This window comes from Saccharopolyspora terrae, assembly GCF_004348435.1.
In the GTDB taxonomy this organism is placed as follows: Bacteria; Actinomycetota; Actinomycetes; order Mycobacteriales; family Pseudonocardiaceae; genus Saccharopolyspora; species Saccharopolyspora endophytica.
In genome coordinates this window covers 1-21466 of record NZ_SMKS01000089.1, presented here as the reverse complement: position 1 = coordinate 21466, position 21466 = coordinate 1, and the positions used below count along the sequence as shown (strand labels likewise).

Below are 21466 nucleotides of genomic sequence, written 5' to 3'. Positions count from 1 at the left end.
TGCCCGTCTCGGTCAGCGGAGCGTTACGGTGACACACGAGGACCTCCTGGTGATCGGTGCAGATTGTGGTGATCCACACCGAACCCGGAGGTCCTCACTCATTCCAAGATCATCCGACCCCGTGTCACCCGTTCACAACCTCCCAAGGCACTACATCTAGGCGTCACCCGGGCAGGGCGAACCGTCGAATTTCGCGCGAAATTCGACCTGCGCGCGCAGCCTTCGAATTTCGCGCGAAATTCGAGACCCCGGTTTCGGTCTCGAATTTCGCGCGAAATTCGAAGAGAACGTCCCTGGTCGGGTGACGGTCAGAGGGGGCGCGGGATGCGCTCCTCCACCGGGGCGAGGGTGACCGGGAGCGCCGGGAGGGTCTGGTACCAGTAGGCCGTCGAGGAGACGTCGTCCGAGCGCTTGTTGGCGTGACCGTGCTCGATGGTGGCCTTGATGGAGCGGTCGAAGACGATCGGGTCCTCGATGTGGAAGCGGTAGTAGGAGACCTGGCCGCTCCAGTTCTCGCCGCCGGGCATCGTGATCCCGTGGTAGGGCCCGTGGAACTCCTGGTTCGGGCACCACGCGGTGTTGAAGTAGTCCTCGGTCCCGGTGCCGTGCAGGCGGGGCGGCCACGGTTCTCCGTCGATGAAGAACATGTCGTCGCCCTCGCCGTACCAGTTCCACTCGGTGGTCTCGCGCAGGTTGTGCACGTTGAGCACGGTGCCGACGTAGTGCCCGCGCCCTTCGGCCTCCAGCATCACGAAGTTGCCCGCGCCGTCGGTGTTGTGGCCGCCGAAGAGGAACTCCTCGTTGGTCTGGTCGCCCTGCGGGACGCCGTCGGTGGGGTTCTGCCGCCGCCACTGGGCGTGGAAGTAGGCCAGTTCGGGGTCGGCTTCGCCGTAGCTCTCGTAGTCGACGTAGAAGTAGAACGTCACGGGTTTGACGCTCATCTCGCTGACCAGCTCGACGCGGGCGCGGCCGGCGAAGGGCATCGCGAACCAGCAGTTGAAGCCCTTGCCGTCCTGCGGGCTCATCTGCAGCGGCGCGGAGCTGAAGTTGACGCTGTGCGCGTGCCCGACCCCGAAGAAGTCGCCCAGCGGCACCAGCACCGCCGGGTGCGGCTGGTCGTCCCAGGTGATGCGCAGGACGAGCCGCCGCAGGTAGTCGGCTTCCAGCTCGACGGGTTCACCGACGTGGTCGAGCGCGACGGTGCACCAGATGTGGGTGATCACCCCGGGCCCGGTGATGTCGGCGAGCAGCCGCGTCTCGCCGGGCATGACGCGCACGTTGTCCTGGTTGCCTCCGGAGGTGTCCCAGCTGGACACCCTGCCGCGGCGCGTGGCGCGCAGCCGCGGCAGGTCCCTCAGACTGCTCCCGAAATCCCCGTAACCGGCCACAACGGCCTCCCCAGTTGGCAGACGACAGTGTCGATCATCACTGTCTACCATCTCGGGCCGCCCGGCCGGCCTCGTTTCACCGAGCCGGCGGCGTGTAGTTCTCGATGCGTCGCAACAGGTTCCGGATGCGGGCGCCGTAGATCGGCGAGAGGGCGTAGCCCGGGTAGCTGGCGAACCAGCTGGCGCTGCCGAGGCTGACGGCGTCGGCACCGGCCCAGAAGTACTCGCGGCAGTCGTCGAAGCTGCGGATGCCGCCGGTGGCGATGATCGGCAGCGTCACCTCGGCGTCGCGCAGCTCCTTGACCACCCGCAGGCCGATCGGCTTGATCGCGCGGCCGGACAGCCCGCCGAAGCCGTTCTTGAGCAGCGGGGTGCCGGTCTCCGGGTCCAGGCGCAGGCCCTTGACGGTGTTGATCGCGGTCAGCGCGGACACGCCGTGCTTGGCGGCGAGGCGGGCGTGGCCGATGTAGTCGTAGTCGGGCGAGAGCTTGAGGATCACCGGGTGGTTGCTGCGCGGCACGGCCTCGGCCAGCACCGACTCGATGATCTGGTTGAAGTCGAAGTTGACGTTGTGGCAGGAGACGTTGAACTCCAGCGCCGCGATCTCGCCGACCGGCACGGAGGCGTTGACCTTGTCGACCAGGGTCACGAACTCCTCGGTCGAGAAGCCGCCGACAGACATGATCGTGTTCTGCGCGCGGGTGCGCGGGTAGTAGTCGCGCAGGTAGGCGTCGATGCCGACGTTGCACCAGCCGAAGGCGTTGAGCCAGCCGCCGTCGACCTGACGCAGGGCCTGCCCGTAGCGCTTGAGCAGGGCGGGCAGCTCGCGCAGCTCCCAGTCGTCCTTGGTGGTGAAGTGGCCTTCGCGCGGTTCGACGGTGACCGTGCGGGTGGTGACGGCGCCGAAGCGCTCCAGCGGCACGAAGTTCGAGATGGGGCTCATGCCGTAGGCCATGACCTTGGCGTTGGCCACGCCGTAGCCGAGCAGGCTGGACGAGGTGACCAGGCGGTTGCGCAGCCTGATGTCACCGAGCCGCACACCGGGTTCGGCGCTGTCGTCTCGCACCAACCGAAGGTTGCGCTCCTGGGCCAAGCTCACGATCTCCTCCTGCGGCGCCCCGGTCGGCCTCGTGGACCGACGAACGGCCGCGGCCCGTGTGCCGGCGGCCGACCACCGTCCATTGTCCCCCACGACCGGCGATGTCCCCATGCGGGTTCGCACACAGTTCCCCGCGGGCGATTGCGTTTCGAACGCAGATCATGTTCGATTGAACACGTGGAGAGTTCAGAACGAGGCCAGATCATCATCGAGCGGCTTCGCCAGGCCGAACGGGTGACGGTCGCCGAACTGGCGGCGGCCACCAGCTGCTCGGAGATGACCATCCGGCGCGACCTCGACCAGCTCGCCGAGCAAGGCGTGCTGCGGCGGGTGCGCGGCGGCGCGGTGAGCTTCCTGCGCGGCCAGTCCGCCCCGTTCTCGCTGCGGGAGCGCGACTCGGTGGAGGTCAAGCGCAGGCTGGCCACCGAGGTGGAGTCGCTGATCGCCGACGGCGAGTCGGTCATCCTCGACAGCGGCTCCACGACCCGCGAGGTCGCGCGGCGGCTGGCCGAGCGCCGGGTCACCGCGATCCCGCTGGACATGCACGCGGCCAACGTTCTGGCCAACGCCGCCGAGGTCGACCTGCTGCTGCCGGGCGGCCGGGCGAAACCGGGCGAGCTGTCCTTCGTCGGCCACCTGACCGAGACATCGCTGCGCGCGCTGCGGGTCGACACCACCGTGCTCGGGGTGTGCGGCCTGTCGGCGGAGCGCGGCTTGACCGCGCACGACCTGGAGGAGGTTCCGATCAAGAACGCGGCAGCGGACGCGGCGCAACGCGTCATCGCGGTGTGCCACGGCGCCAAGTTCGCCCGCACCGGGCTGGGTTTCGTGTGCCCGGTGACGAGCCTGGACGTGGTGGTGACCGATCGCAGCGCGCCCACCGAGATGCTCGCGGAGCTGGAGGCGGCCGGTGTGGAGGTCCGCGTTGTCTGAAACGCTCTCCGCTCCCGCCGATTCCGACCGCCGCGCTCGCTGGGGAGTGATCGGCTACTTCGTGGCCACGGGTGCGGCGCTGGGCACCTGGACCTCGCGGATCCCGGCGATCAAGCAGGACCTGGGGCTCGACGACGGCCAGGTGACGGTGGCGCTGTTCGCGATCGCCGTGGGATCGGTGCTGGCGATGCAGGTCGTCGGGCACCTCGCCGACCGATTCGGCAGCGCCCGCGTGCTCGGGCCCGCCGGGCTGGCGATGGCCGCGAGCCTGCTGGTGCCGGGTTACGCGGGTTCGCTGCCTGTGCTGGTGGGCGGCCTGGTGCTGTTCGGTGCCGGGCACGGCGTGGTGGACGTGGCGATGAACGCGCACGCGATGCAGGTGCAGCGGCGCTACTCGCGGCCCATCGTGATCACCTTCCACGCGCTGTTCAGCGTCGGCGGTCTGATCGGCTCGGGCGTCGGGGCGGTGGCCGCGCAGCTGAGCACGCCGGTGTCGCTGCACTTCACGCTGGCGGCGATCGCGCTGGCGCTGCTGGTGGAGGCCTCGCGCCGGCGGCTGCTGCCCGCCGAACCGCAGGAGGCGGCCGAGCGGAGCCGCGCTCGCGGCATGTCGCCGGCGATCCTGCTGCTGGGCGTCCTGGCGTTCAGCTGCTCGCTGGGCGAGGGTTCGATGGCCGACTGGTCACCGCTGTACCTGCACGACGAGCTGCGGACGAGCCCGGCGATCGCGGCGATCGGCTACGCGGTGTTCTCCACGATGATGGCGATCTGCCGCTTCCTCGGCGACCACCTGGTGGCCCGCTTCGGCCCGGTCGTCCTGGTCCGCACCTGCGGTCTGATCGCGGGTGTCGGCATGGGCGCGGGACTGCTGGCGCACCACCCGGTGGCGGCGATCATCGGCTTCGCGCTGTTCGGCATCGGCCTGTCCTGCATCATCCCGCAGGTCTTCAGCGCCGCCGGTTCCCGGGACCCGGCCCGCGCGGGCCGCGACCTCGCCCAGGTCAGCACCCTCGGCTACGGCGGTCTGCTGGCGGGCCCGGTCGTCATCGGCGTCATCACCCACTGGACCGACCTCACCACCGCGCTCCTCATCCCGGCCGCGTTGGCCCTCGTCGTGGCCCTCACAGCCCCGATCGTCCGCCCCCGCCCCGTTCGAGGTTGACCGGATTTCAGTGGAACTCGGGTCCCCGATTTCAGTGGAAATCCGGTTCCTGACTTCCACTGAATTCCGGTCGCCCGGCAGTCCCGACTTCCACTGAAATCCGGTCGCGCCGGGGGACGGGGTGGGGTGGCGTGCTTGGGGCGTCGGGTGCGACCACAATGGTCGGTGAACGTTTCCGAACTTCTAGGAGCACTTCGTGAGCAACGAGAAGCCCGTCGTCGAGGCACCGACCGGCGAGCCGCCGGCAGACCTGGTGATCGAGGACCTCATCGTCGGCGACGGCGCGGAGGCCAAGGTCGGCGACAAGGTGGCCGCGCACTACGTGGGCATTTCGCACAGCACCGGCCAGGAGTTCGACGCCAGCTGGAACCGCGGCACGCCGCTGGAGCTCCAGCTGGGCTCGGGCATGGTCATCGAGGGCTGGGACAAGGGCCTGCAGGGCATGAAGGTCGGCGGCCGCCGTCGCCTGTCCATCCCGCCGCACATGGGCTACGGCCCCCGCGGCGTCCCGGGCGTCATCGCCCCCAACGAGACCCTCATCTTCGTCTGCGACCTCGTCTCCGCAGGCTGACACCCCACCCACGCGGATTGCGCCAGTATTCAGGTAAGTGATCCGCACCCTCCGGCAGAACCGGATGAGGACGTGAGAACCCCGGTGATCTCCACACGATCACCGGGGTTTTTTACACCCCGATCACCGGCCGTCGACGACCAGGCACCCGGATTACTGCCGTACTCAGACACCCGATCACGGCAGTAATCCGGGTCCACCCAGCACCGAGACCGGATGGAGGCGGAAGCCCCGGTGAGCACCCCGTGGCCACCGAGGTTCCGACGCCCCGGGGGCCAAGGGCGACGACCGGTACCCGAATACGGCGGTAATCGGGTACCCGAATACGGCGGTAATCCGGGTTCTTCCGGTACCGGGGCTGGGGTGGATGCGAGAAACCCCGGTGGTCCTGGGGATCACCGGGGTTTCTGGGGTTCTGGGTCAGGCGTCGATCGTGCGGCGGAGTTCTCGCAGGCTGCGCATGGCCGTGACCGCGTGATCGCCGTCGGTGGCCTGGACGGCCATGATCGGGACGTACTCGTCCTCGGGCAGTTCCACCCGCGCCCACGGGGCTCCGTCGGGGAAGGTGACGCCCTGCACCAGCTGCCACGGGATGCGCTGGGTGCCGATGATGTTGCGGACCTCCAGGCCGTCGGCGTCGGCGCGCAGCCGCGGCCTGGTCAGCAGCATCACGCCGGACGCCAGCAGCAGGCCGAGCACGCCCATCGCGATCTGGTCGGAGAGGTTGAACACCACACCGGTCGGGGTGTTCCGCAGCAGCGTTCCGACCAGCGCGAACACCACGATCAGCAGGATCGCGATCGGGATCGCCACCCGGCGGACCTTGCGGGGGCGGACCACCACGGCTTCGGCGCTCACAGGAACCCCCTGTCGCCGTCCACGCCGCCGCGCAGTTCGCGCAGCACGAGCGCGGTCTCCAGCGCCGCCGCGGTGGCTTCGAAGCCCTTGTCCTCGACCGAGTCGGCGAACCCGGCGCGGGCCTCGGCCTGCTCCAGGGTGTCGCAGGTCAGCACGCCGTTGCCGACCGCCGTGGACTCGTCCAGCGACACCCTGGTCAGGCCCTGGGTGACCGAGTCGCACACGTACTCGAAGTGCGGGGTGCCGCCGCGGATGACCACGCCCAGCGCGACCACGGCGTCGTGCGAGTGCGCGAGCTGCTGGCACACCACCGGCAGCTCCACCGAGCCCGGCACCCGGACCACGGTCGGCTCGGCGATGCCGGCTTGCCTGGCCGCCTCCACCGCGCGGTCGAGCATCTGGTCCACGAGCCGCTCGTGCCAGCGGATCGCCGCGATGCCGACCGACAGCTCGCCCGCCTCGGGCACGCTGATCCGCGGCCTTCCTTCCCCACTCATTGCCTGTCCCGCCTCACTGTTCCGCCTCTCCGCGCTCCTCAGCGGTGGTGGCGCTCCGGCCCTGGCCGGGTTGCTGCACGGTCCCCTGAGGTGCGGTTCTCGAGAGCTGCTGCTCCGGCGAAGCTCACGCCGTCACGCCGGTGTCACCGCTGATCGAGGAGTCCTCGCCGTCGTCCAGATTGTCCAATACGTGGCCCATGCGGTCGCGCTTGGTCCGCAGGTAGCGGATGTTCTCCGGGTTCGGGCGGATCGGCAGCGGCACGCGGTCGACGATCCGCAGGCCGTAGCCCTCCAGACCGATCCGCTTGGCCGGGTTGTTGGTCAGCAGCCGCATCGACTTGATGCCCAGGTCGCACAGGATCTGCGCGCCCTGGCCGTAGTCGCGGCTGTCCACCGGCAGGTCCAGCGCGACGTTGGCGTCGACGGTGTCGGCGCCGTCGTCCTGCAGCTGGTACGCCTGCAGCTTGTGGATCAGCCCGATGCCGCGTCCCTCGTGACCGCGCATGTAGAGCACCACGCCGCGCCCGGCCGCGGCGACCTTCTCCATCGCCGCGTCCAGCTGCGGGCCGCAGTCGCAGCGCAGCGAGCCGATGACGTCGCCGGTCAGGCACTCGGAGTGCACCCGGACCAGGATGTTCTCGCCGTCGCCGATGTCGCCGTAGACCATCGCCAGGTGCTCGATGCCGTCGAGCGTGCTGTCGTAGCCGACGGTCCGGAAAGTGCCGTGCACGGTGGGGATGCGGGCCTCGGCCACGCGCACCACCTGCTTCTCGAAGCGGCGGCGGTAGGTGATCAGGTCGGCGATGGTGATCAGCGCGAGGTCGTGCTCATCGGCGAAGACCTCCAGCTCGTCGCGGCGAGCCATGTCGCCCTCGGACTTCTGGCTGACGATCTCGCACAGCGCCCCCGCCGGACGCAGCCCGGCCAGACGCGACAGGTCCACCGACGCCTCGGTGTGCCCGGGACGGCGCAGCACGCCGCCCTCGCGGGCGCGCAGCGGCACCACGTGGCCCGGACGCGTGAGGTCCTTCGGGGTGGCTTCGGCGTCGGCGAGCACGCGCAGCGTCTTGGCGCGGTCGGCCGCGGAGATGCCGGTGGTCACGCCGTCGGCGGCGTCCACCGTGACCGCGTAGGCGGTGCCCTTGCGGTCCTGGTTGGAGTGGTACATCGGCGGCAGGTCGAGGCGGTCGCAGTCCTCGGCGGGCATGCCGACGCAGATGTAGCCCGACGTGTAGCGGACCATGAAGGCCACCAGCTCTGGCGTCGCCTTCTCGGCGGCGAAGATCAGGTCGCCCTCGTTCTCGCGGTCCTCGTCGTCGACGACGATCACCGGCTTGCCGGCCGCGATATCGGCCAACGCCCGCTCGATGGTGTCGAACTTCTTCGTGCTCACCGTTTCCGAAACCTCGTCCTCGGGGTTCATCGCGCCTCCCTGATGCCGCCATTGTCCCCCGTCACCGCGGGTGCACCATGGTCGTGCCCGGCCAGCTGAGCTGCGGAGAGCCGTTCCAGGTGCTTGGCCAGCACATCCACCTCGATGTTCACTTCGTCACCTGCGGCGCGTCGGCCGAGGGTGGTCAGCTCCTTGGTGGTGGGGATCAGCGCGACGGAGAACCGCGCGGGCTCGCCGTCGGCGATCTCGGCGACGGTCAGGGACACGCCGTCGACGGTGATCGAACCCTTCTCCACCAGGTAGTGCGCGAGGTGCCCGGGCAGCTCGAAGGAGGTCAGCCCGGTGGCCTCGTCGGTGTCGCGCAGCACGGCGGTGCCGTCCACGTGACCCTGCACGATGTGCCCGCCCAGGCGCTCCCCCAGCGCCATGGCGCGTTCGAGGTTGACCCGCTCACCTGCGGCGATGTGCTTGAGCGAGGAGCGGCGCAGCGTCTCGGAGACCACGTCGACGGTGAACGCGCCGCCCTCGGTGGTGACCACGGTGAGACAGACGCCGTTGACCGCGATCGAATCGCCGTGCTTGGCGTCCTGGGTGACCACCGGACCACTGATGGTCAGCCGCGAGCCGTCCTCAAGGGGCTCCACGGTCTCGATGGTGCCGAGTTCCTCGACGATCCCGGTGAACACTGCTGCCTCCTGCCTGCCCTTGCGGGTCGCACCGGACTCAGTCCTGGGGGACCGCGCTGATCCGGACGTCCGGGCCACTCATCGTCGTCTCTTCGATCCGCAACCGCCATGCCTGCGAGATGCTTCCCACGCCCGCACTTCCCAGCGCGGCGGGCCCGGCTCCCAGCAGGGCCGGTGCGACGTAGGCCAGCACCCGGTCGACCAGGCCGGCTTCCCAGAAGGCGCCCGCCAGGGTCGGCCCGCCTTCCAGCAGCACGTCGACCACTCCGCGTCCGGCCAGTTCGGCCAGCGCCGCGGCGGGGTCGCCGCCGGGCAGCCGGAGGGTCTCGGCTGCGTCGTCGAGGACGCGCGCACCCGGTGGGATCTCGCGGTCGCCGATGACCACCCGCAGCGGTTGCCGGTCCAGCAGGTTCCCGTCCGGGTCGCGGGCGGTGAGCTGCGCGTCGTCGGCGAGGATCGTGCCGGTGCCCGCGACGATGGCGTCCATCGCCGCGCGCACCCGGTGCACCTCGGCCCGCGACTGGGCCGAGCTGATCCACTTGCTGGTGCCGTCCGCGGCCGCTGAACGTCCGTCCAATGTGGCCGCGTACTTCCAGGTTACATGGGGCCGTCCGGTGTGGACGAAGTGCAACCAGGCCCGCAGCGGACCTTTCGCGACCTCGTCGGCGAGCAGACCACTGTGGACGTCGACCCCGGCGCTCCGCAGCACCTCGGCCCCGCCGGAGGCCGACGGGTTCGGATCGGAGGCGGCGTGCACCACGCGGGCCACCCCGGCGGCCTGCAGCGCGTCGGTGCACGGCGGGGTGCGGCCGGAGTGCGCGCAGGGTTCGAGGGTGACCACGGCGGTGCCGCCCTCGGCGCGGGCTCCGGCCTCGCGCAGGGCGTTGACCTCGGCGTGCGGGCCGCCGGGCGGACTGGTCGCGCCGACTCCGGCGACCTCGCCGCGCGCGTCGAGGATCACGCAGCCGACCGGCGGGTTCGGGCTGGTGGTGCCGCGAACCCGCTCGCTGGCCGCGATCGCGGTGCGCATCGCCCGGACTTCGACCTCAGCGGTCATGACGTGCTCCTCGGGCGATGCGCGGCGGTGGTGATCAGGCCCGGGCGTGGGCGAACGCCGGCGCGGCGGTGGCCCGCAGCGCCTCGATGGCCTGGGCGGGGTCCTCGGCGTTGTAGACGGCCGAGCCCGCCACGAAGCAGTCCACGCCGGCTTCGGCGGCCTGCTCGATGGTCTCGGCGTTGATGCCGCCGTCGATCTCCACGAGCAGCTTCAGGTGCCCGGTGTCGACCAGCTGGCGGGCCTTGCGGGCCTTGTCCAGGACCTCGGCCATGAACTTCTGGCCGCCGAAGCCCGGCTCCACCGACATCACCAGCAGGGTGTCGTAGTGCTTGAGGACCTCGACGTAGTCGTCGAAGTTCGTGCCCGGCTTGATCGCCAGACCGGCCTTGGCACCAGCGGCGCGCAGGTCCTTGGCGAGGTTGACCGGGTCGTGGGCGGCCTCGACGTGCACGGTGACGTTGTGCGCGCCGGCCTCGGCGTAGCCCGGCGCCCAGCGGTCCGGGTCGTCGATCATCAGGTGGCAGTCGATCGGGATGTCGGTGGTCTTGAGGATCGACTCCACGACGGGCAGGCCCAGCGTGAGGTTCGGGACGAAGTGCGCGTCCATCACGTCGACGTGGAGCCAGTCGGCCCGCTTGCCGGGTTCTCCGCCCACGGCGGAGATCTCTTCGGCGAGCCGGGCGAAGTCTGCGGAGAGGATGGAAGGCGCGATCATCGGCTGGTTCGACACATGCGCGAGTTTAAATCCCACGCGGCCGAGCCGACCCCACGCCCTCCTCCGATGGCGGCCTCCCCGTCACGAGTGGTCGCCGGGGCCCACCTTTCTCGGTCAAGCCGCCTTCCTGCGGTTGATCGCGTAGTAGGCGATGCACAGGACGACCAGGAACGGCACGCCCGCCTTCCACGCGGTGTTGAACTGCTCGGTGAACGGGGTCGTGAGCAGCACGGCCGCGACGAACAGCATCGCCAGCACGGTGGTCACCGGGGCGCCCGGCAGCTGGACCGGGGAGGGGTCCAGGCCCTGGGCGGCACGGCGACGGCGGAACACCAGGTGCGAGGCGAAGATCATCAGCCACACCACCAGCGCCGCGAACAGCGCCAGGCCGATGAGCAGCGGGAACGCGCTCTCCTCGGTGAACACCGCCAGCGCGGCGGCCAGCGCCAGGCCCGCCGCCGAGAGCACCAGCGCGCGACGCGGGACGCCGTTGGCGCTGACCCCGGCGAACCACCGGGGGGCGTATCCGTCGAGCGCGAGCGAGTGCGTCATGCGGGCGGTCAGGTACAGGTTGGTGTTCATCGCCGACAGCGCCGCGGTGAGCACCACGAAGTTCATGATCCCGGCCGCCGCGGGGATGCCGACCATGCTGAACAGGCGCACGAACGGGCTCTGCGTGACGTCCTCGGACGAGGAGATCTGGTCCCAGGGCAGGATCGAGACGACCACGAGCATGCCCATCACGTAGAACAGCGCGAGCCGCAGCACGGTGCTGCGCGCGGCGCGCGGGACGTCGCGGGCGGGGTCGCGGGACTCGGCGGCGGTCATCGACACCGCCTCGGTGCCCAGGTAGGAGAAGGTGACCACGGTCAGCGCGAGCCACACCGCGCCGAGCCCGTTGGGCAGGAAGCCGCCGTGCTCGGTCAGCGCTCCGACTCCGGCGGGCGCCTGCCCGGGCAGGCCGAAGACGATGTAGACGATGCCGAGCACCACGAACACGACGATGGTGACGACCTTGATCATGGCGAACCAGTACTCGAACTCGCCGAAGAAGCGCACGGCGGCGAGGTTGATCGCCAGCATCACCACGGAGAAGGCCACGACCGGCATCCACAGCGGCAGCTGCGGGTACCAGAACTGCAGGTAGAGACCGGCGGCGATGACCTCGCTGCCGATGTTGACCACTTGCGCGGCCCAGTAGATCCAGCGCGAGATGAAGCCCGGCAGGCCACCGAGGTATTCGCGGATGACGGCGCCGAAGCCACCGGCTTCGGGGTGCACCACGATCATCTCGGCCAACGCGTAGGCCAGGGCGAGCGCAGCGAAGGCTGCCACGGCGTAGGCGAGGATCACCGCGGGTCCGGCGATGGAGATCGCCAGGCCGGATCCGAGGAACAGCCCCGTCCCGATGGCGCCGCCGATGGCGATCATGCCGACCTGGCGCCCGGAGAGGGCCCGGCGCAACCCGGACCGCTGGGCCGGTGCGGTGTCGTCTACCACCTGAACTGCCTCCTGCTCGTCGCCGACCTGTTCGGACGTCCGAGCACCTTACGACGCGCTTCGGATCTCCGGCCCCGAGGTTGCCGAAGCGTTGCCTACGACTCCCCCGGAACCCTCACCAGGGCGGCGCAGGGGGCGGTTGTGGCCCGAACCGACCCGGCAAAAGGAGCACGGATCATGGACGGTTCGGACCAAAACCGCCCGTTGCCAAGGGGACGCGCCCCGCGCGGGAGGCGGATCAGCGCGGGAGGGTGAGATTGATCGGGGTGGACTCCTCCACCGAGCGGCTGACGGTGCAGTACTTCTCGATGGCGCGCTGGACGGCGTCCAGGAGCTTGTCGCGGTTCTCGACCCCGTCGAGCTCGGCTTCCAGCGCGACCTGGATCTCGGCGAACTTGTGCTCGTCCTCGGGGTTCTTGGTCCGGTCGGCCCGCGCGACCAGCTGGGCGTCCTCGCCGATCCGCCGGACGAACAGGTTCTCGCTGGTCACCACCGAGCACGCGGCCACGGCGGCGAGCAGCAGCTCACCGGGGGTGAACGCGCCGGGCGCACCGTCGCGACCCACGGCGACCTCGGCGCCGCGCGAGTTGGTCGCGGTGAACGTGTGCTCGCCGGTGCGGGTCACTTCAACCGGAGTGGAGGACATTCGAACCACCTGTCGTCGGATTGCGGGGCCGCCCAACCTTCATCGAGCCCGCCTGCCCCGGTCAACCGGCCGACGCCCGACGATGTTCCGCTGAGAGACGACGCTCTCACTCCTCGCCGATGTCCTCGTTCCACAGCCGCGGATGAGCGGCGATGAAGTCGGCCATCATGCGGGTGCAGGCGTCGTCGTCGAGGACCACCACGTCCACGCCGTGCTCGGCGAGCCAGTCGTGGCCGCCGTGGAAGTTGCGGGCCTCGCCGATGACGACGCGGCCGATGCCGAACTGCCTGATCAGGCCGCTGCAGTACCAGCAGGGCGAGAGGGTGGTGACCATCGTGGTGCCGCTGTAGGAGCGCTGCCGACCGGCGTTGCGGAAGGCAGCCGTCTCACCGTGCACCGACGGGTCGTCGTCCTGCACGCGCCGGTTGTGCCCGCGTCCGAGCACCTCCCCGCCCGCACCGATCAGCGCGGCCCCGATGGGGATTCCGCCGGTGGCCAGGCTCGCTTCGGCCTCCTCGACGGCGACCCGCAACCACTCCCGGTAGTCCACTTCGGACACTCCTTCGTCAGACCCGGAACAGGGCGCAGAACATGGCATCGGTGCCGTGCTTGTGCGGCCACAGCTGCACGCCGGGCCCCTCCCCGAGGTCGGGCACGTCCGGGAAGTGCTCGCGCGCGTCGAGCTGGGTGACGCCGGTGCGGCGCACGACGTCGGCGACCACGCCTTCGGTCTCGGGCAGGTGCGGCGAGCACACGACGTAGCCGACGATGCCGCCGGGCCGGGTGAGACCGATCGCGGAGATCAGCAGCTCGCGCTGCAGCTTGGTCAGCTCTCCGACGTCGCCGGGCTGACGCCGCCAGCGCGCCTCCGGGCGTCGCCGCAGCGCGCCCAGCCCGGTGCAGGGCGCGTCGACCAGCACGCGGTCGAAACCGGGCTCCAGCCCGGGGTCGCGGCCGTCGCCGGTGTGCACGGTGACCGACAGGCCGTCGGTGGCCTTGCGCACCAGCTCGGCGCGGTGCGGCGCCTGCTCGACCGCGTCGAGGGTGCCGCCGTCGAGCGTGACCAGCGCGCCCAGCAGCGCGGCCTTGCCGCCGGGGCCGGCGCACAGGTCGAGCCAGCGCAGGTCGGAGCCCTCGACCTCGGGGCGGGTGACGGCGAGGCTGGCGAGCTGGCTGCCTTCGTCCTGGACGGCGGCGAAGCCCTCCTGCACCGGCTCCAGGTCACCCGGGTCTCCGGCACCGGCCTCGAGCCGCACGCCGTAGGGCGAGTAGGGCGCGGGGTCGCCGCCGGTGATGGCGGCGAGCTCGTCGGCGCTGATCTCGCCGGGTCGCGCGGTCAGGTGCACGGCCGGGCGGGCGTCGTCGGCAGCCAGGGCGTCTTCGAGCTCGTCGAGCCCGAGGGCGTCGGCGAACGCCCGCGCGATCCACTTCGGATGCGCGTGCTTCATCGCCAGGTAGCCGACGGGGTCCTCGTCCGAGTTCGGGGCGATCTTGTCGACCCACCCCTGCTCGTCCAGCTCGGTCGCGCGCCGCAGCACGGCGTTGGCGAAACCGGACATCTTGGAACCGTTCTCGAACCGAACGATGTCCACAGTGGATGCCACGGCGGCGTGCGCGGGGATCCGGGTGCGCAGGATCTGGTAGACCCCGACGCGCAGCGCGTCCAGCAGCTTCGGGTCCATCTCGGACAGCGGGCGGGTGCTGCACTCGCCGATCACCGCATCCAGCAGGCCCTTCGCGCGGCAGGCTCCGTAGGTGAGCTCGGTGGCCAGCGCCGCGTCGCGTCCGGAAATGCGGCGCTGCTTGAGCAGCGGCGGCAGCGCCAGGTTCGCGTAGGCGTCGCGCTCGCGGACCGCGCGCAGCGTCTCCACCGCCACCAGCCGCACCGGGTCGACCTCCACCGGTCGCGGGTTGGGCTTGCGCTGCGGCGGGCGGGCCTTCGACGGGCGGGAGGGCCGTCGGCGGCGTTCAGTCACTGGAGCTTTTCTCCTTGCTCGATGCGTGTTCCGCGGGCCCAGTCGGTGGCGGCCATGCGCTTCTTGCCCGCAGCCTGCACCTCGCCGAGCGCGACCGCGGTGGTTCCGGTGCCGACCAGCACCCGTCGCTTCTCGGCCTTGATCTCGCCCGCCGGGAGCTGCTCGTCGGTGACGGTGACGGGGCCGAGCTTGAACCGCTCCTCCCCCAGCAGCGCCCACGCCCCGGGTTCGGGGGTGACGGCGCGGACGAGCCGGTCGACTGCGGCGGCCGGTGCGGTGAAGTCGACCCTGGCGTCGTCGACGGTGACCTTCGGCGCGTAGCTGACGCCGTCGGTGGGCTGGTCCTCGGCGCGGACGCTGCCGTCCTGGATGCCGTCGAGGGTGGCGGCCAGCAGGCCCGCACCCGAGATCGAGAGTCGTTCCAGCAGCTCACCGGAGGTGTCGGTGCCGCGGATCTGCTCGGTGACCACGCCGAACACGGGTCCGGCGTCGAGCTCGCGGACGATGCGGAAGGTGCTGGCGCCGGTGATCTCGTCGCCGTGCCGGATCGCGGCCTGCACCGGCGCGGCACCGCGCCACGCGGGCAGCAGCGAGAAGTGCAGGTTGACCCACCCGTGCTCGGGGATCGACAGCGCCTCCTCGCGCAGCAGCGCGCCGTAGGCGACGACCGGGCAGCAGTCCGGGCCGATCTCGCGCAGTCGCGCCAGGAACTCCGGTTCGGAGGCCTTCGCGGGGGTGAGCACTTCGATGCCGTGCTCGTCGGCGAGCGCCCCGACGGGCGAGCGCACGAGCTTGCGGCCCCGGCCGGCGGGAGCGTCCGGGCGGGTGACGACGGCGGCGACCTCATGCCGGTCGGAGTCGATCAGCGCCTGCAGCGCGGGCACGGCGGGCGCGGGGGTTCCGGCGAAGACGACGCGCATCGTCAGCGGCCTCCGAACAGCGGGTGCGGGTTCTGCTTCAGGACCGGGACGTCGCCGTCGAACCAGGACGCCTGGCGGATCTCGCGCATCGCCGCCTTGCGGGTCTCCTCGTCGAGGCGGTCGAGGAACAGCACGCCGTCGAGGTGGTCGGTCTCGTGCTGGATGCAGCGCGCGAGCAGGTCGGTGCCCTCGACCTCGATCGGCTCGCCGTGGGCGTTCCAGCCGCGCGCGACGACGTGCTGGGAGCGCAGGCAGTCCCAGGACATCCCGGGGATCGACAAGCAGCCCTCGGGCCCGAGCTGGCCGTCGTCGCCGACGGCGGTCCAGGTGGGGTTGATGAGGTGCCCGGCGAAGCCGTCGCAGTGGTAGGTGAACACGCGCAGGCTCACGCCCAGCTGCGGAGCGGCCAGGCCGGCGCCGCCCTGGTCCTCCATGGTGTCCCAGAGGTCCTTGATGAGGGTGCGCAGCTCCTTGTCGAAGTCGACCACCTCGTCGGCCTTGGTACGCAGAACGGGGTCGCCGAAGAGTCTGATCGGCTGGACGGTCACCTGGTCTCCCTGAAACGTCGACTACGACCCGACGAGTCTAGTCGCCGCACCCCGCACTCCGCCTCGACCCACCACGGCCAGCCGCAACGCGGTGCACCCCGTTGCGTCCCGTTTCGAATTTCGCGCGAAATGCGAAGGCTCCCCCCGCGGTCGGGCGTGTAGTGCCTGGTCGGGAAGCTGGGTGTCGAATTTCGCGCGAAATTCGAGTCCGAACCTTGCGACTCGAATTTCGCGCGAAATTCGAAGTGGGGGTGATGTCGGGGGTGCCGGAGCCTTCCGTCAGGGGGTGGGGACGACGACTCCCGCCGCGCCGCCGCCCCGGCGGTGGGGTTCTGCCGCCGCGAGCCAGCGCCCGTCGGGGAGCAGTTCGACGCCGGTGGCCGCACCGATCTCGTCGGTGGAGTCGAACCGGTGCCCGAGGGCTTCGAGCTTCGCCGCCTCGGGCTGGGCCAGGAAGCCGGGCTCGGCGTCGGTGGTGGCGCTGTTGCGCTGCGAGGCCCGGGGCTCGGCGATCGCGTCGACCAGCGACTGCCCCCGGTCCAACCGGCCGGTGAGCGTCTGCAGCACGGTGGTGATGATCGTCGAGCCGCCGGGGCTGCCGACCGCGAGCACCGGCTTGCCGTCCTGCAGCACGATCGTCGGGCTCATGGAGCTGCGCGGCCGCTTGCCCGGACCCGGCAGGTTCGGGTCCGGCACGCCAGGGGTGACCGGGGTGAAGCTGAAGTCGGTGAGCTCGTTGTTGAGCAGGAACCCGCGTCCGGGAACCACGATGCCGCTGCCGCCGGTCTGCTCGATGGTCAGCGTGTAGGACACGATGTCGCCGCTGGCGTCGGCCACGGTCAGGTGCGTGGTGTTGGGGCCCTCGTAGGGCTCGCCGCCGCCCTGGCCGCCCTCGCAGCCCTGCGGCGACGCGGGATCACCCGGCGCCGCCGGGGCCGGGAGCACGGCGTCGTCGCTGATCAGGCACTCGCGTGAGGCCGCGAACTCGTCGCTGAGCAGTCCTTCGGTGGGCACCTCGGAGAAGGCGGGGTCACCGACCCACCGGTTGCGGTCGGCGAAGCCGAGCTTGCTGGCCTCCAGGTAGCGGTGCAGGTAGCCGGTCTTGTCGGCGGCAGCGAGGTCACCGCGTTCGAGGATGTTGAGCGCCTCGCCGACGGTGGTGCCGCCGGATCCGGAGGGGGCCATGCCGTAGACGTCGTAGCCCCGGTAGCCGGAGTGCGTGGGCTCGCGGTCGACGACCTCGTAGTCCTCCAGGTCGGAGGCGGTCATCGCGCCCGGCCGGACCTTCAGCCCGGCGGCGGGGTCGACGGGCGGCTGGTTGACGGTGTCGACGATGTCGGCGCCGATGTCGCCGGAGTGCAGTGCCTTCGCGCCTTCGTCCCCGAGCCGCCGGTAGGTGTCGGCGAGGTCGGGGTTGCGGTGCACGCTGCCGACGGCGGGCGGCTGCCCGCCGGGCAGGAACAGCTCGCGCGTGGCGGGGAACGCGCTGAAGCGCTCCTGGTTGTCGGCGGTCTGGGAGCGGAACGTCTCGTCGACGACGAAGCCGTCGCGCGCCAGCCGCTCGGCGGGCCGCAGGACCTCGCCGAGGTCCTGGCTGCCCCACCGCTCCAGGGCGCGTTCCCAGGTCCGCGGGGTGCCGGGGACGCCGACGCCGAGCCCGCTGGTGACGGCCTCGTCGAACGGGATCGGCTGACCGTTCTCCAGGAACAGGTCTTCGCGCGCCGACGCGGGTGCGGTCTCGCGTCCGTCGATGGTGTCGATCTCGCCGGTCGCGGAGTCGTAGTGCACGAAGAACCCGCCGCCGCCGATGCCCGCCGAGTACGGCTCGGTGACGCCCAGCGCCGCGGCGGTGGCCACGGCAGCGTCAGCGGCCGTTCCGCCGCGGCGCAGCACGTCGAGACCGGCTCGGGTGGCGTCGGGGTCGACGCTGGAGACCGCGCCGCCGAAGCCGACGGCCTCGGCCTGCTTGGGCGGTTCGGGCGCGGCCTGCGCCACCGGTGTCACCAGCGCGCACACCCCGAGCACGCTCAACCCCACCCGGACACTCGATCGCATCGTCGAGAACCTCCTGCGTTCCTCTGCTGTTGGCGCGCGCCCGTGAACCGCGGGCCGCCCACTGACATACATCAACACCGGTTCCCGGAGCCAGACCGCGCCGCGTTTTCCCAGAGCAGTTTCTTGCAGACCCGGCGAACGGACCGCGCGACTCGCCCGACGAGGCGAACGGGCCGCCCACCCCGCACCAGATCGTCCGCGCGCGATCCGTCGGCGGCTGATCGGACGAGTGTGCGCGCCACGGGTCTGAACGGTGGTCATTTCAGCGCTGCGCACCGGAGGAATTGCGATCGCGCCACGATGGGCGCGCGCCACCGCGGCGTGCGGGAACGACGTGACGGAGCCGATCGATGGAACCCTCCAAGTGCCCCTACCCGCTCGACCCGACCGGGAGCGAACTGCACGCCGAGGCGGCAGGGCTCAGCGCGCGAGGCCCCGCGACCCGGGTGGTGCTGCCCGGCGAGGTGGAGGCGTGGCTGGTCACCGACCCGGAGGTGCTGCGCTCGCTGTTCGCCGACCCCCGCGTTTCCAAGGACCCGCACCGGCATTGGCCCGGGTACCGCGACCTGCCCGCGGATTGGCCGCTGCACACCTGGGTCTCGATGCGGAACATGTTCAACTCGCACGGCGCCGAGCACCGCAGGCTCCGGGCGCTGATCGCCCCGGCGTTCACCACCCGCCGGATCCGCGGCCTGGGCCCGCACATCGAGCGGATCACCGACCGGCTGCTCGACGAGGTCGCCTCCGCTCGGCCGAGGGTCGCGGTCGACCTGCGCGCGCGCTTCGCGAACCCGTTGCCCGTCGCGGTGATCAGCTCGCTGCTCGGCATCACCGATCGCGATTCCCTGGACGAGATGCGCCGGCTCGTGGAGCTGTTCTTCAGCACGACGGCCACACCGGAGCAGGTGGTGGCCGGGATGGAAACCCTGTACCGGCTGTTCGGCGAGCACGTCGCGTCGTGCCGGCGGAATCCGGGCGACGACCTGACCAGCGACCTGCTGGCCATGCAGGACGAGGACGGTTCGCGCCTGTCGGACGGCGAGCTGACCGACACCCTGATGCTGATGTTCTCGGCGGGCCACGAGACGACCGTGAACCTCCTCGGACACGCCATCGCCGAGCTGCTCACCGAACCTCGGCACCTGGCCGCGATCCGGGCGGGCGAGCTCAGCTGGGACGCCGTCATCGAGGAGACGCTGCGCTGGCAGCCACCGCTGGCCAACCTGCCGCTGCGCTTCGCCATCGAGTACATCGAGCTGCCCGGCGGCGGCGCGATACGAGCGGGAGAGCCGATCGTGGCGGGTCTGCTGGCGGCCAACCGGCATCCCGCGCACCGCGCCGACGGGGATCTCTTCGATCCGGCCCGCGCCGACACCGCGCACCTCAGCTTCGGTCACGGCGTGCACTTCTGCGTCGGGTCCCAGCTCGCCCGCCTGGAGGCCCGCATCGCGCTGTCCGCGCTGTTCGACCGCTTCCCGCGGCTGACCGCGGCGTTCGGCGAACTGAGGCAGCGACCGTCGTTCATCTCCAACGGCCACGTCGACCTGTTCGCGATCCCCGTCCCGGAAGGGATCTGAGGGCGAGCGGGCCGTTCGTCCGGCGAGACCGGTGCGAACGGCCCGTCCCGGTCAGCCCCTCGGTACCAGTGCTGCGTCGTGGTAGCGGCAGTTCGGCGCCCACAGCAGGAACGAGTTCATCCCGTTGCTGCGCGATGCGTCGATCTGGGCCGCGACCTCGCCCGGGCCGTAGGAGACCCCGAGGCTGAAGTCCTGCAGCCACGGGATGATCTGCACGTCGGTCCCCTCCACGGCCTTGCCGAACGCGGCCAGCGAGCGGGCCACGATGTCGTAGGGCTGGCTGTTGGGGTTGCCGACGCCGAACTCCCCGGCCGCCCAGTGCGACGGGTAGACCATCGGCGCGATGTAGTCGACGTAGTGCGACATCTGCCGGACGTCCTGGGCGATCTCGGTCGGCCGGTCGACGGCGATGCCGAACACCGATGCGCCCAGCAGCGCGCCGCGCGAGCGGACCTCGGTCTGGGTCTGGCGCAGGAACTCCGCGATGGAGGTCTCCGGTGTGCCGACCAGGTTCGGGATCCGCATCTCCTCCATGTGACCGTCCGGCCGGCGCACGTAGTCGTAGAGCACGTCGTCGAAGCCGAGCTGGGCCGCTTCGGCGGCGATGTCGACGTTGTACTGGCGCACCACCGGGTCGGCGAAGTTGGTGAACGCGTACTGCCCGTAGCCGCTGGACCAGGGCGAACCGCCCGAGGTCTGCACGACGCGTTCGGGGTGGCCGCTGTTCCAGGAGGCCGCGCCGAGCACCGGGTCCTTGAACGCCACGAGCCTGCCGACGACCCGCACGCCCATGCCGTGCAGCTGGTCGAGCGCCTGGCGCGCGTTGTAGTAGCCCTTGACGGCACCGATCTGGTGGGCCATCGGGACCGCGGAGTCGTAGACGACCTCGCCGCTCTCGTCCTTGAGGTCGAGCTCGACGGTGTCGATCTTGCCCTGCCGGGCCATCTCCAGGATCGGCTCGCGCAGCGAGTCGCTGGTCCAGGCCATGCCGGTGACGTGCACCGCGCGCATGCCCGGGTGTTTGATGTGGACGGTCATGACCCGTTCGGCCCGGTTGCCCGCCACGTCGGTGGCGACGACCTTGACGTCGCGGTCCGGCTTGTCGACCACGACGCTGAACGCGCCCTGCGGGTCGGTCTTGACCTGCTTGCCCGCGACCTCGACGCGCTCGGCCCCGTGGGCCTTGCCGTTGACGGTGACCGGGCGGTTGGGGCCTTCCGGCCGCAGCGAGTCCTCGACCTGGAGGTCCGGTGGCGTGCTGTCCACAGTGAACTCGTGACTCGTGGTGTCTGAACCGAGCCAGGAGATGCTGCGCGGTGCGTCGACGACCAACTCGTGCCGTCCGTCCGGCAGCACGGCGGGCGTCAGGGCCATACCGCCCGCGACCTGCCGCGCGGCGATTTCCCGGCCGTCGACCGTGATCTTGGCGTTGTTCACGCCCTGGATACCGACTTCGGCATTGGTGTTCACCGGCTGATCCAAACCGGTGATCTTCACGTCCTCAGTGGACAGCATGCGTAACAGGAGGAAACCGAAGAGCAGCACCAGCGCGGTGCCGACTCCGATCACGACGTACTTGGGCATTCCGGCGCTGATGGCCTTGATGCGGGCGCGCGCTGAAGCAGCATCCGACATCGGTTTCGCCTCCCCGACTTAGGCGAACTCGCGCGGTGCACGAATTTCCTTGCTGGACAATTGTGTTCCGGCCGCTCCCGGCGTCCGGAAACCCACTGTCGCAGTCGGATCGGGCTAGATCAATTGGCCAGTTGGAGTATCCCGAAACTGGAACCTGATCTATACCGTTGGTTCCGATGTTGCCCTCCAGAACCACGGTTCGCGCCGCCGCGCTCGCGATGTTGTTCGCGTCCGCCGCGTGCAGCGCACC

General features: G+C 70.7%; 20 protein-coding genes. 4 read left to right on the top strand and 16 right to left on the bottom strand.

The features are described from left to right. Window positions 1-308 precede the first annotated feature (308 nt). A complete protein-coding gene (locus tag E1181_RS28785) occupies window positions 309-1388 on the bottom strand; it encodes a glycoside hydrolase family 172 protein (RefSeq protein WP_132679558.1) in 1080 nt (359 codons plus the stop codon). A 76-nt stretch (window positions 1389-1464) separates the two neighbouring features. Further along, on the bottom strand, window positions 1465-2487 hold the full coding sequence (locus E1181_RS28780; RefSeq protein ID WP_235877123.1) for a beta/alpha barrel domain-containing protein: 1023 nt from the start codon (window positions 2485-2487) through the stop codon (window positions 1465-1467). A 177-nt stretch (window positions 2488-2664) separates the two neighbouring features. Between E1181_RS28780 and E1181_RS28775 the strand changes: the two genes are divergently transcribed. From E1181_RS28775 to E1181_RS28765, 3 genes are all read left to right on the top strand, one after another. Continuing rightward, on the top strand, window positions 2665-3420 hold the full coding sequence (locus E1181_RS28775; RefSeq protein WP_132679557.1) for a DeoR/GlpR family DNA-binding transcription regulator: 756 nt from the start codon (window positions 2665-2667) through the stop codon (window positions 3418-3420). Next, window positions 3413-4582 carry an MFS transporter gene (locus E1181_RS28770; protein ID WP_132679556.1) on the top strand — a complete coding sequence of 390 codons (1170 nt, stop codon included), beginning with the start codon at window positions 3413-3415 and terminating at the stop codon, window positions 4580-4582. Before E1181_RS28775 ends, E1181_RS28770 begins: the two co-directional genes overlap by 8 nt. Before the next feature lie 196 nt (window positions 4583-4778). Continuing rightward, window positions 4779-5153, top strand: a complete 375-nt coding sequence (locus E1181_RS28765) for an FKBP-type peptidyl-prolyl cis-trans isomerase (RefSeq protein ID WP_132679555.1) — start codon at window positions 4779-4781, stop codon at window positions 5151-5153. A gap of 420 nt (window positions 5154-5573) precedes the next feature. On the opposite strand, the gene E1181_RS28760 is transcribed toward E1181_RS28765, so the two are convergent. The 13 genes from E1181_RS28760 to ggt all read right to left on the bottom strand — a co-directional run bounded on the left by E1181_RS28760 (window position 5574) and on the right by ggt (window position 18004). Then, window positions 5574-6011, bottom strand: coding sequence for a PH domain-containing protein (locus E1181_RS28760; protein WP_132679554.1), 438 nt, complete (start codon window positions 6009-6011; stop codon window positions 5574-5576). Beyond that, window positions 6008-6508 carry a 6,7-dimethyl-8-ribityllumazine synthase gene (gene ribH, locus E1181_RS28755; RefSeq protein WP_132679553.1) on the bottom strand — a complete coding sequence of 167 codons (501 nt, stop codon included), beginning with the start codon at window positions 6506-6508 and terminating at the stop codon, window positions 6008-6010. The genes E1181_RS28760 and ribH overlap by 4 nt, the downstream gene beginning before the upstream one ends. A 124-nt stretch (window positions 6509-6632) precedes the next feature. Next, a complete protein-coding gene (locus tag E1181_RS28750; protein ID WP_132679552.1) occupies window positions 6633-7931 on the bottom strand; it encodes a bifunctional 3,4-dihydroxy-2-butanone-4-phosphate synthase/GTP cyclohydrolase II in 1299 nt (432 codons plus the stop codon). Continuing rightward, window positions 7928-8587 carry a riboflavin synthase gene (locus tag E1181_RS28745; protein WP_132679551.1) on the bottom strand — a complete coding sequence of 220 codons (660 nt, stop codon included), beginning with the start codon at window positions 8585-8587 and terminating at the stop codon, window positions 7928-7930. Before E1181_RS28745 ends, E1181_RS28750 begins: the two co-directional genes overlap by 4 nt. Before the next feature lie 37 nt (window positions 8588-8624). Then, window positions 8625-9644, bottom strand: a complete 1020-nt coding sequence (gene ribD / locus E1181_RS28740; protein WP_132679550.1) for a bifunctional diaminohydroxyphosphoribosylaminopyrimidine deaminase/5-amino-6-(5-phosphoribosylamino)uracil reductase RibD — start codon at window positions 9642-9644, stop codon at window positions 8625-8627. A gap of 34 nt (window positions 9645-9678) precedes the next feature. Beyond that, the gene (gene rpe, locus E1181_RS28735) at window positions 9679-10359 is read right to left on the bottom strand and encodes a ribulose-phosphate 3-epimerase (RefSeq protein WP_132679559.1); all 681 of its coding nucleotides are present in this window, start codon (window positions 10357-10359) and stop codon (window positions 9679-9681) included. Between the two features lie 114 nt (window positions 10360-10473). Next, window positions 10474-11859, bottom strand: coding sequence for an amino acid permease (locus tag E1181_RS28730; RefSeq protein WP_132679549.1), 1386 nt, complete (start codon window positions 11857-11859; stop codon window positions 10474-10476). A gap of 238 nt (window positions 11860-12097) precedes the next feature. After that, on the bottom strand, window positions 12098-12505 hold the full coding sequence (locus E1181_RS28725; protein WP_132679548.1) for an OsmC family protein: 408 nt from the start codon (window positions 12503-12505) through the stop codon (window positions 12098-12100). Window positions 12506-12611: 106 nt separating this feature from the next. Next, window positions 12612-13064: a nucleoside deaminase gene (locus E1181_RS28720; protein ID WP_235877122.1), complete on the bottom strand. Its 453-nt coding sequence runs from the start codon at window positions 13062-13064 to the stop codon at window positions 12612-12614. A 7-nt stretch (window positions 13065-13071) separates the two neighbouring features. Then, entirely contained in the window at window positions 13072-14481 is a 1410-nt protein-coding gene (locus E1181_RS28715) for an RsmB/NOP family class I SAM-dependent RNA methyltransferase (protein WP_132679546.1), read from the bottom strand. Next, window positions 14478-15401: a methionyl-tRNA formyltransferase gene (gene fmt / locus E1181_RS28710; protein WP_132679545.1), complete on the bottom strand. Its 924-nt coding sequence runs from the start codon at window positions 15399-15401 to the stop codon at window positions 14478-14480. Before fmt ends, E1181_RS28715 begins: the two co-directional genes overlap by 4 nt. 2 nt (window positions 15402-15403) lie before the next feature. After that, entirely contained in the window at window positions 15404-15949 is a 546-nt protein-coding gene (gene def / locus E1181_RS28705) for a peptide deformylase (RefSeq protein WP_132679544.1), read from the bottom strand. 279 nt (window positions 15950-16228) lie between these two features. Next, on the bottom strand, window positions 16229-18004 hold the full coding sequence (gene ggt / locus E1181_RS28700) for a gamma-glutamyltransferase (RefSeq protein ID WP_132679543.1): 1776 nt from the start codon (window positions 18002-18004) through the stop codon (window positions 16229-16231). 350 nt (window positions 18005-18354) lie between these two features. On the opposite strand from ggt, the gene E1181_RS28695 reads away from it, so the two are divergent. Next, the gene (locus E1181_RS28695) at window positions 18355-19581 is read left to right on the top strand and encodes a cytochrome P450 family protein (protein ID WP_132679542.1); all 1227 of its coding nucleotides are present in this window, start codon (window positions 18355-18357) and stop codon (window positions 19579-19581) included. 51 nt (window positions 19582-19632) lie between these two features. On the opposite strand, the gene E1181_RS28690 is transcribed toward E1181_RS28695, so the two are convergent. Beyond that, entirely contained in the window at window positions 19633-21216 is a 1584-nt protein-coding gene (locus E1181_RS28690; RefSeq protein WP_132679541.1) for a putative glycoside hydrolase, read from the bottom strand. Between the last annotated feature and the right edge of the window lie 250 nt (window positions 21217-21466).